Annotated in this window: 11 protein-coding genes and 1 pseudogene; 2 read left to right on the plus strand and 10 right to left on the minus strand. The window is 35.5% G+C overall.

The window, feature by feature from the left end:
* Window positions 1-122 precede the first annotated feature (122 nt).
* The gene (locus GXX20_00120; GenBank protein ID HHW30075.1) at window positions 123-566 is read right to left on the minus strand and encodes a transcriptional repressor; all 444 of its coding nucleotides are present in this window, start codon (window positions 564-566) and stop codon (window positions 123-125) included.
* Window positions 567-828: 262 nt separating this feature from the next.
* On the opposite strand from GXX20_00120, the gene GXX20_00125 reads away from it, so the two are divergent.
* Both GXX20_00125 and GXX20_00130 read left to right on the plus strand, forming a co-directional pair.
* On the plus strand, window positions 829-1,188 hold the full coding sequence (locus GXX20_00125) for a ubiquinone biosynthesis protein COQ7 (GenBank protein HHW30076.1): 360 nt from the start codon (window positions 829-831) through the stop codon (window positions 1,186-1,188).
* Window positions 1,189-1,199: 11 nt separating this feature from the next.
* Entirely contained in the window at window positions 1,200-2,012 is an 813-nt protein-coding gene (locus GXX20_00130) for a bacteriocin family protein (GenBank protein ID HHW30077.1), read from the plus strand.
* Between the two features lie 906 nt (window positions 2,013-2,918).
* Here GXX20_00130 and GXX20_00135 read toward each other — a convergent pair.
* The 9 genes and pseudogenes from GXX20_00135 to GXX20_00175 form a co-directional block, all read right to left on the minus strand.
* A pseudogene (locus tag GXX20_00135) lies at window positions 2,919-3,020 on the minus strand (DUF4825 domain-containing protein).
* Window positions 3,017-3,832 carry a hypothetical protein gene (locus GXX20_00140; protein HHW30078.1) on the minus strand — a complete coding sequence of 272 codons (816 nt, stop codon included), beginning with the start codon at window positions 3,830-3,832 and terminating at the stop codon, window positions 3,017-3,019. The pseudogene GXX20_00135 and the gene GXX20_00140 overlap by 4 nt, the downstream one beginning before the upstream one ends.
* Before the next feature lie 2 nt (window positions 3,833-3,834).
* Window positions 3,835-4,197 carry a BlaI/MecI/CopY family transcriptional regulator gene (locus tag GXX20_00145; GenBank protein ID HHW30079.1) on the minus strand — a complete coding sequence of 121 codons (363 nt, stop codon included), beginning with the start codon at window positions 4,195-4,197 and terminating at the stop codon, window positions 3,835-3,837.
* A 284-nt stretch (window positions 4,198-4,481) separates the two neighbouring features.
* Window positions 4,482-5,843, minus strand: a complete 1,362-nt coding sequence (locus GXX20_00150) for a radical SAM protein (protein HHW30080.1) — start codon at window positions 5,841-5,843, stop codon at window positions 4,482-4,484.
* 196 nt (window positions 5,844-6,039) lie between these two features.
* The gene (locus GXX20_00155) at window positions 6,040-6,417 is read right to left on the minus strand and encodes a hypothetical protein (GenBank protein ID HHW30081.1); all 378 of its coding nucleotides are present in this window, start codon (window positions 6,415-6,417) and stop codon (window positions 6,040-6,042) included.
* Between the two features lie 66 nt (window positions 6,418-6,483).
* Window positions 6,484-6,927, minus strand: a complete 444-nt coding sequence (locus tag GXX20_00160) for a transposase family protein (protein HHW30082.1) — start codon at window positions 6,925-6,927, stop codon at window positions 6,484-6,486.
* Between the two features lie 246 nt (window positions 6,928-7,173).
* Window positions 7,174-7,443: a hypothetical protein gene (locus GXX20_00165; GenBank protein ID HHW30083.1), complete on the minus strand. Its 270-nt coding sequence runs from the start codon at window positions 7,441-7,443 to the stop codon at window positions 7,174-7,176.
* Window positions 7,444-7,518: 75 nt separating this feature from the next.
* A complete protein-coding gene (locus GXX20_00170) occupies window positions 7,519-8,433 on the minus strand; it encodes a radical SAM protein (protein HHW30084.1) in 915 nt (304 codons plus the stop codon).
* A gap of 498 nt (window positions 8,434-8,931) precedes the next feature.
* Complete coding sequence (locus GXX20_00175) at window positions 8,932-9,375, minus strand: flavodoxin (protein HHW30085.1); 444 nt, start codon at window positions 9,373-9,375, stop codon at window positions 8,932-8,934.
* Between the last annotated feature and the right edge of the window lie 151 nt (window positions 9,376-9,526).

The raw sequence follows: 9,526 nt of genomic DNA on the forward strand, positions 1-9,526 counted from the left end.
CCCTGAATTTTTTAATATCTTAAGAATTCATTGGACTCTATTCAATTATATCTTTACTTCTTAGGCAAGTATATTATATAGCCTAAAAATCTTTATTACTTAATTCCAAAAATATTGATTACTTAATTATCCATGCCATTTTCTTTTTCCATACATTTTGAACAAAAACCGCTAAAATATATATCCCTGTTGTATATCTTAAAGCCATTTAAACCTTTTATTTCTAAAGAATCCATATTTACTTCAAAATCGTATATGTTTCCACAGGCTTTACACTTAAAATGTCCATGCGCATCGATATTAATGTCATAACGTGCTTCATTATCTTCAGTGGTTATGATCTTAACTAATCCGGCTTCTGTTAATGTATTTAAGGTATTATAAATTGTTGTTTTGGATAAAGTAGGGATATCATCATGAAGGCCATTATAAATCTGCTCCACTGTGGGATGTATCCTGTTATTATCCAGGTATTCAAGTACTTTAAGCCTTTGATGAGAAAGGCGTATGTTATTATTTTTTAGTTTATTTAATATTTCTTCTAAATTTGTTTTCACGCCATTCATATTTATCCCTTTTCTAATATGAAATAGATTTTATATTTTTATTATTACTACTTTGTAATGATTACAATTTTATTATAATTATAAAAAATAAAATGTCAAGAGGAAGATTATATAAATTGAAAAAATTACAGACAATTTTTTGATCCAGCTGTTTTACGAATGTATTATTTGTTAAATTTTTATTATTTAATATTTTAAAATGGTATTATGTGGGTATATATAAATATATGAGAAACTCTCTAATGAAAAAGGAGGATAGAGTATGCCAAGTTTTGCCAATCCATTTACAGGCAATGTTCCGAGGAAAATGACCAAAGAAGAGCTGATCCAGGCTATAAGACTTGATATTGCAGGAGAGCTTGAAGCTATTTTTATTTATGACGCTCATGTACAAGCAACCGACGATCCTTTGGCCAAAAAAGTAATTGCTGACATAAGAGATGAGGAAAAAGCACATGTAGGAGAGCTTATGGCTTTGCTTCGCCTCTTGGATCCCGAGGAGGCAAAACATTTCGAAGAAGGCGAGGGAGAAGTCAGAGAAATGCTTGAGCAATTAAATATGGTCGCAAAACCGCCTTCTGGCAAATCTGAAAGTACTATAGGAAGCCTAATAGGCAAATAAGGAGGGAGAATATGGATTATTTATCAAGAGAAGGTTCTCCGATTTCCGCTGATTTATGGGAGAAAATTGACGATGCTGTTGTATCAGCGGCAAAAAAATCTCTGACAGGAAGAAGATTTTTAAGTATCTATGGTCCCTTGGGAGCAGGCATTCAAAGCATCAATGTAGACAACATTGAAGAATTAGAGGAAACTGAAGGAAGCATCTCGGTCATTAAGGGAAGAACATATCAGCACATTCCTTTGATTAGTCAAGACTTTGCACTTCTATGGAGAGACCTGGAATTCAGCGAGCAAACGGGATTGCCTGTCGATTTGTCCTCAGCCTCACGGGCGTCTTCCCAATGTGCTTTAAAAGAAGATGAATTGATTTTCTTTGGTAATGATGAACTGGGTTATAAGGGCTTACTAACCGAAGATGGGATTATTAAACTTACTCTATCAGATTGGAGCGAAGGAGAAAACCCATTCAAAGACATATCTACAGGATTAGCCAAATTCATTGAGAACGGAATTATAGGAAGAAATGTTCTGATTGTCAGTCCAAATCTTTTTGTCCAACTTCAGAGAATACAGCCAGGCACAGGAACAACTGAATATGAAAGAATAAGCAGGCTTCTTAACGGTAATATTTTCAGCACACCGGTATTAAAGAATAACCAGGCTGTTCTGGTCTGCTCTGAACCGCAAAATATGGATCTTGTAATTGGGCAGGATATGATTACATCTTACCTTGAAACAAAAAATCTGAATCATTATTTCCGTATTATAGAAACACTTCTTCTAAGAATTAAAAATAAAAAAGCAGTTATTGTCTTTGAATAATAAAAGTACAGGAAAAGACAGGGGAAGACTTTTTGTCCTACTGATTATGGAAGGGCAAGGAGTCTTCCCCTGTCTGTCTTAACCGTCCACTATTTTATTCACTGTGTCAATAAGATTCCTCTCATCGATACCATTTTCCTTTAAATGCTTAAGTAGATTTTCCCGGTGAAGAGTGCGTAAATCATCACGATTTCCATAATGGTAAATTATTTTGTCGGCAAGTCCTGGTATTTCTTTTCCCGATACAGGCATCCTGCAGAACTTTTTAATGGATGGCTGCCAGTCTGCCCCATCTTTTGCCTGCTCATATTTTTCAAGCACGTAATTACCGCTATCATCCTTTTTAAAAGTGATGGCAGATGGGACCACACTGCCGCTCACCATATGCAGCACATTATCATAAAGCTTATATGTTGCACTAAAAGTGGTTACAAATACTTTTAGCAGTCCTTTCTCTTCATAGCTTCCAAAAATTTTAGGTGCCACTATTGTAAATCCCTCTTCAGGTTTAGAATTCTTTTTTATTTCAGTATCATAAACCAGTTTTTCTACAAGATCGTTCCCATCATACTCAAAGTCAGGCAATTTAATGTCCTGCCTGATTGATAAGGCTCTATACCATTCCTGGGGTGTGAGGGTTTCATCAGTCACATTATTTCGTACTCCCAGAATATCCTTGCATAGCTTCATCATGATATACCCCCGGAGTCCTTCTGTATTACCGCTCTCAAACTGGAACAAGATGTATTGTAGAGCTTCCTCGCCACCGAACTTTATAATTTCCTCATATTCTTCCTGATGCACATTAATATAAGCATAGGGATTTGAAGTTTCTTTTGGTGAAGACATTATAACAGCAAGGTTTTCTTCTATGAGTTTTGCAATTTCATTGAATTTTGCAGTCTCATTTTCATCTGTCTGCATTCCACCAGCCATAACCACTTTACTTAGATCTTCAGGAAGTAACCTGTATTCCAATGCATAAACTTCTATAGGAATATCTGTCAAATAAGTATAAACCTTTCGCTGGCAAGAGACAGCAACAAACTGGCATAAGGCTTTTTTATATCTTCATTCATTACTTTCATAACTCTTTCGTCACAGAACAATTCCATATCTGTACACATCAACATAAATGCAATCCATACAAAGGGATTAAACCAGTGAATGGACAGTATTATGAATGCCAGCATCTTGATAAGGTGGTCTTTTCGATGAATATGAATCTGTTCATGCAGTATAATATATCTCCTCTCGGTATCGTTAAGTCCTGCAGGTAAATATATCCTTGGCTTAATGAATCCAAGTACAAATGGTGTTTTCAAATTATTAGCTTCGAAGATGTCTTTCTCTATTAATTGCGCACACTTAAGCCGCCTTTTTAGCATTAAGACAGATACAAGGCTATATATAAGGAATACTATTAATCCTATAATCCAAATGTACGCCCCTATTCCTGCATAAATCTTTAAAGTATTAACACTTGAATCAAAAGTCAGTGCAGAAGATGTAGAAAGTAAATGGTTTACTAATGAATCAGTTGCTTCTATCCCCTTGTTAATCTGAGAACTTTGCTGGTGAATGATATCATAAGAAACTGGAACTGAATTTGCATTCCGTAACATAATTTTCCGTGGCATAAGACTAAACATGCTTTCAAATGAGAATGGAATTATGAGCCGAAATACCACCACACTCCATAACGCATAGGAGATAACTTTTGGAGCCTTTTTCAGTAACAGTCTCACAGTTATAACAAAAAGGATAACATAGCTTGCTGTAAGGCTCATATTTAAAACAGTAAGAAACAGTTCACTCATGGCTATTTCCCCTTATGCTCATCAATCAGCTTTTTCAACTCTTCAGCCTGATGTTTGCTTAATTTTCTGCCACTGATAAAAGCTGTTAAGAACTTCGGCAAAGATCCTCCAAAGGTATCCTCAACAAAACGTATGCTTTGCCTGGTATAATATTCATCCTTTGTGACCAGAGAAGAAACCATAGCATTTTTATTTTGGAAAATGCCTTTTTCACATAACTTTTTAAGTACTGTATATGTGGTAGATTTTTTCCAGTTCATTTCTTTCTCACCAAGCCTGACGAGATCTCCTGAATTGATTGGTTCATTCTGCCAAATTAATTCTGCAAATTTTTCTTCACTTTCTGTAAGCTTATACTCTTTCATGCTAACACCTCTTTAGTCTATAAATTATAGACCCTACATTATAAGTCTATACTTTATAGACCAAAAAGTCAATGGATATTATCTATAATTATCCCCGGCATAGCCTAAGGTTTTCCTCGTATATAAAAAACCGCCAATTCAGAGAAAATATCTCCTGGCTGGCGGTCAACCATATAATGTTATTATTTATATTTATTTCAACATCCGAAGACAAACCTTACCACTTATATACAAATATGAAATGCGACAATACATACTAATATTGTACCTGGATTAACCCGGCTTTAACTCACAGATTTACAGTTAGTTTCCTGATATTTCGGATTCTCCTTCCATAGGCTGTCAGCCACCTCTGCCCAGGCCTTGGCAGCCTCAATAGTTTTGGCAATAAGCACATCTACATCTTCAGGTGCTTCCATATCAGTTGATTTTGCTCCTGATTCTTTAACCATCTTTGCAAGCATCTCAGGATTGTCAAGCAAAGGGCATGGGCGCAGCAGGTTGTTGTTAAATGGCTGGTTTTTACGATATGCCATAAATAAAGGAGACCTTAGAGCATCCAAAAGTGTTGCATTATGAATGTTGACGTTGGAATAATGGATAAATGCGCATGGCTCTACATCACCGGCGGCATTTATATGCAGGTAGCGTTTCCCGCCTGCTATACATCCATTAGCGTACTCTCCGTCATTCCAGAAATCCATTGCAAAAATAGGTTTGGTTTGACGAATTTCGTTGATACGCCGGTACATATACGCACGTTGTTCAGGAGTAGCAATAAGGTCTGTACGGGCATCCTTTCCAACAGGTATATAAGTAAAGTTCCAGGAAAACCTGCAACCACGGGCAATCATATCGTCAACAAATTCATCAGAACCAACACTTTCAGTATTGTAACGGTGATAGCAGGTAGAATACCCAAATAAAAGCTTATGTTCCCTCATCCTTTCCATTGCCTCAATAACTTTACGATAAGTACCTTTTCCACGCCTCATGTCGGTGGCTTCCTCGTCACCCTCAATAGAAAATGCCAGTGCAAAATTGCCTACCTTCAGCATTTCCTCGCACAGTTCGTCATCTACCAGCGTACTGTTGGTGAAGGCAAAGAAGTAGCAATCCTGGTGTTCTTTGCATAACCGGATGATATCCTTCTTGCGTACAAGTGGTTCTCCTCCGGAGAAGATATAGAAGAAAATACCCAGTTCCTTGCCCTGTCGGCAAATTGAGTCAAGTGTCTCGTAAGATAGGTTATTTTTGTTTCCATATTGTGCTGCCCAGCATCCGGTGCAGGACAAATTGCAGGCACTGGTTGGATCCATCAAAATTGCCCATGGAACGTTGCAGTCATATTTTTCTTCAATAGTCCGCCCGCGCTCGTACCCGATAAAGTTAGCATTAACTACAAAGCATTCTACAAACTTTTTTATGAGCTTTACATCCACTTCCTGAAACAGTTTTTCAACAAAAGTACGCCAAACGCTGTTATCATCCAACAGAACATCACGCACAGCGTTTATCTGGGTAGCATGTAAATTTCCTCTATCTAATTTCTCTGCAATATCAAATATTTTTGGTAGCTTTTCCATAGGATTTTCTGAAAGGTAATTCAGTAGTATATTTAGTGCCGTTTTTTGAATCACGCTCATAATTTTCACTCCTATAAAATTTAATTTTATATTAATTAAGCTCAAATGAGCTTTAATTAACCATTTATTAGTTTAATTATTTAACATGTCATTTTTAACTAACTGTTTGGTTAATTATGCTTTCATTTGTAACAATATATTTATTAAAAATTAAATTTTAGAACTATTATCCCGCAGTATGTATCACTTCCTGGAATTATGAAGAAGTAGTTATCTGATAAGAATGTAAAAAAGATCTGCGCAGTTCACTGTCCTCTGTTGAACCAAATGCCTTAAAGTCGTCATAGTTATCTGCAAAACTACCAATAGGAATGATTGAAAATAAAAATTTAAACAGCACCATTTCATTATAAATAAATTCACAGCCTACATCGCGGACCGTTTCAAAAACTGGATTTTCCCCGTTGCCGCTCATGTATCTCATAAAGTAAAATAATGAATTTTGATATTTATCACTTTTTTGTGATTCCAGCATCAAAATTCGGATAATCTCTTTATTTTCAGTACCATAGGACAGTTTCATAATCTTTTTAGTCAATAAATCAGTTATTTGACGTTTAAAGATATCCATCATATTGTTCCATAACACTGACCTTTCTTAATGACAAAATCATCTATGCAAATGGCTATTACAGCTTTCTTATGAATAACAGGAGTTTCTTTTTTTTAAGAGATTGCAGATAGTACTTTTGCCTACATCCACAATATTCTTCCTAAAAGCTTTAGATGCCTCAACAGAACTGCAGTTTAATGACAGTCGTACAATTTCATCCACAAGCCGTCGGGTTTTCTTCGCTTTATCTGAAATGAAATCAAATCTTTCTGCAAAAGTAGTATGATTACAGTCAGGATTATTACAAAACATCTTTCTGTTGCGTATAATAATAAATACCTTATTGCCTTGTATTGGAAGATCCTGAAAGGTTCTGCTATATATAGAATGTATTTTTGATGATGCAGAGCCGCAGAATGGACATATTACTTCTTTTCGGCTGGAAGCTACTGTTATATAGCATTTTCCATCAACTATTTCATGACGAATATAGTCCAGGTTTTGGTCTAACTGCTTAATAAACTTATCCATAAAATGACCTCTTTTCTTTTGTTTAACACACTATTTATTATATCATACTTTTAGATTAATTCAACTAACTCTGGAAAGACCCATTTTTACTTGCCAAAAACAATTACTGCTTCATGTAATAATTTTACCGGTAAGCTCCTTTTTACATTTTGGCTATTATTTTCCCATAAAAAATCCTCCTATATATTTGTATTTCATTATAGGAGGAATCCCTTTTCATACTGTAATTATTGCAACCTTTTTCACTTAATTTGAATTATTCATCTTTAATTTTTTCTTCAAAGTCTTTGAAACGACTATTAACCCTATTCCAACTATAAACAATCCAATAAATAATAATAATTGAAATGGCCCTCCGCCAAAATGGCTGAATGGGTAAGGTCCATTTATTATCCAAATATATCTTTCATAATTACCATGAATAAACCAATATATTATGACTGGACTAATTATAAAAATGAATCCTGATACTAACATTAAATCTGATACAAACTCTTTTATCCGTTGTTTACTCATATCTCAACACTCTCCCTTGAGGCTCAGTTCTACAAATATGCACTACATATCATGTTGATGAAATTGAGCCTGTGTCTATACACCTTCTTCGTTGAACTCTGGGATAAAGCTTTCCGAAGCGGTCTCCCCTTCTTGTATAAACCCATTCTCCAACCCGATTTCTATTGCAAAATCAACAAGTTCATCATATTCTTCCTCCGTTATCTTTCTGTTAAGCTCAGGGTATATCATATTCTTTGTTATCGGAGTATATTGATTCATAATGCTGACGAATATCATGTCTCCATAGGTCTCATACAAGTATTTTATAATTCTCTTAGAGTCTTCAAGATATCCCGGCAAAGTTAGGTGTCTTACTATCACACCTCTTTGCATTATGCCCCGCTCATCAAAGCTTGCTTCTTTTACCTGCCTAACCATTTCTCCAATTGCCGCTGCTGCAACCGCAAAGTAATCCTTGCAATTAGAGTACTTTATTGCAGGCTCGTTCGACATATATTTCAGATCAGGCAAATATATATCAACATATCCTTCAAGCAGTTTTAAGGTTTCTACTTTCTCATATCCACTACAATTATATACAATAGGAATAGTGAGTCCTTTTTTGCGTGATATATCTAAAGCGTCTATAATATGTGGAACATAGTGGCTTGGAGTAACCAGATTGATATTATTGACTCCCTTGTCCTGAAGCTCCAGGAAAATTTCTGCAAGCCTTTCTATTGTAATAATTTTTCCTGCCAAACCTTTTGATATCTCTCTATTCTGGCAATACATACAACCCAGAGCGCAACCTGAGAAAAATACCGTACCGGAGCCTTCTTTTCCTGATATGCAAGGTTCCTCCCACATATGGAGTGCTGCTCTTGCAACCACCAATTCATCGGTAGTTTTGCAATATCCTCTTTTGCCGCTAGTTCTGTCAACATGGCATTCCCTGGGGCAAAGAACACAATCTTTTAAAATATCTTTCAAAATTGACGAATTCATCTATCTATAATCCTCTTTTCATAAACTCCCTGGTATAAATATAATTATACATTACAAAATGCTTTGCTTTGGCCCCTTAATATTGGACATTAGCCTGCTTTTTCTTTTACTATATCTATTTTAATTACATATTCTTTATAAACTTGTCTTGGAGTATTTAGTTTAAGTCCCCGGCTTCAAAAACCCAATTTCCTGCATTAATCCTTATACTTTTTTCTTGTTTTTTATCTTATACTATATCCTCAGTAGTTCTGTTACCTTCATATGCCAATAACAGCTGCACTCCCCGACTCCTCCACAAGTGATATAACCGCCAAACTTCCACAGGGGAGCTCTTCAATTCGCTTTATAGACAAAAAACTCCCGATATATTTTACCGAGAGTCAGAATCGTTTTCTATACTTTTATTTTAAACATGCATTACATAACTCCTTATACTAATAGACCGTAACTGAAGAATTATCCAAATCTTCTAAAATCATTGATTCTTATAATAACTTATTTTTCAATAATCCTCCTGAAAAATTCTATTGCACCGTTCACATCACTCTCATCCGGGTGTCCTTTTGCGATTCCTCCAACTAACTTCAAAGGGCCAAATGTGTCAAAGCCTCTACATCCATAAATTCCTATCAACTTACAGGATTTATCAGTAAATATTTGTTCAATTTCTTTCGTGAAAGCAGCTTTAGCGCCATAAGTATTTATGAGAAACACACGTTTATTACCTGGCAGGTTTTTCCTGGCAAACTCAATAACCGCCTTGCTGAATTTGCCAAAATATGTACCAGACGCAAAACCTATTATATCGTACTCAGTTAAGTCTGCCTCTTTACATTCAACCGCATTAATTAGTTTTATATCCCCCATTTCCTTAATGGCATCCAAAAGTTTCTTTGTATTACCATGATGCTGGGAATAATATGCAATAGCAACTTTCATTAAGAATACCCCCTGTTTTGTTTCCGTAGTGTCAAAAATTTTAATATAATTTTGATGTAAAAGTATATATTTCACTGGCCTTCACCAGTTACTTTCGTATCCCCCCTGAAATTTGGAAATTATTCAGGTTTCTTTTTTTAGATCCTTCAGC

This window comes from Clostridiaceae bacterium (genome assembly GCA_012840395.1).
Lineage (GTDB): Bacteria > Bacillota > Clostridia > Acetivibrionales > DULL01 > DULL01.

Excerpts from the sequence above, each read along its gene's own strand:
- GXX20_00175 (HHW30085.1), bottom strand. The coding sequence starts at position 9,375 with ATGAAAGTTGCTATTGCATATTATTCCCAGCATCATGGTAATACAAAG.
- GXX20_00130 (HHW30077.1), top strand. The coding sequence starts at position 1,200 with ATGGATTATTTATCAAGAGAAGGTTCTCCGATTTCCGCTGATTTATGG.
- GXX20_00170 (HHW30084.1), bottom strand. The coding sequence starts at position 8,433 with ATGAATTCGTCAATTTTGAAAGATATTTTAAAAGATTGTGTTCTTTGC.
- GXX20_00165 (HHW30083.1), bottom strand. The coding sequence starts at position 7,443 with ATGAGTAAACAACGGATAAAAGAGTTTGTATCAGATTTAATGTTAGTA.
- GXX20_00160 (HHW30082.1), bottom strand. The coding sequence starts at position 6,927 with ATGGATAAGTTTATTAAGCAGTTAGACCAAAACCTGGACTATATTCGT.
- GXX20_00120 (HHW30075.1), bottom strand. The coding sequence starts at position 566 with ATGAATGGCGTGAAAACAAATTTAGAAGAAATATTAAATAAACTAAAA.
- GXX20_00145 (HHW30079.1), bottom strand. The coding sequence starts at position 4,197 with ATGAAAGAGTATAAGCTTACAGAAAGTGAAGAAAAATTTGCAGAATTA.
- GXX20_00155 (HHW30081.1), bottom strand. The coding sequence starts at position 6,417 with ATGATGGATATCTTTAAACGTCAAATAACTGATTTATTGACTAAAAAG.
- GXX20_00125 (HHW30076.1), top strand. The coding sequence starts at position 829 with ATGCCAAGTTTTGCCAATCCATTTACAGGCAATGTTCCGAGGAAAATG.
- GXX20_00140 (HHW30078.1), bottom strand. The coding sequence starts at position 3,832 with ATGAGTGAACTGTTTCTTACTGTTTTAAATATGAGCCTTACAGCAAGC.
- GXX20_00150 (HHW30080.1), bottom strand. The coding sequence starts at position 5,843 with ATGAGCGTGATTCAAAAAACGGCACTAAATATACTACTGAATTACCTT.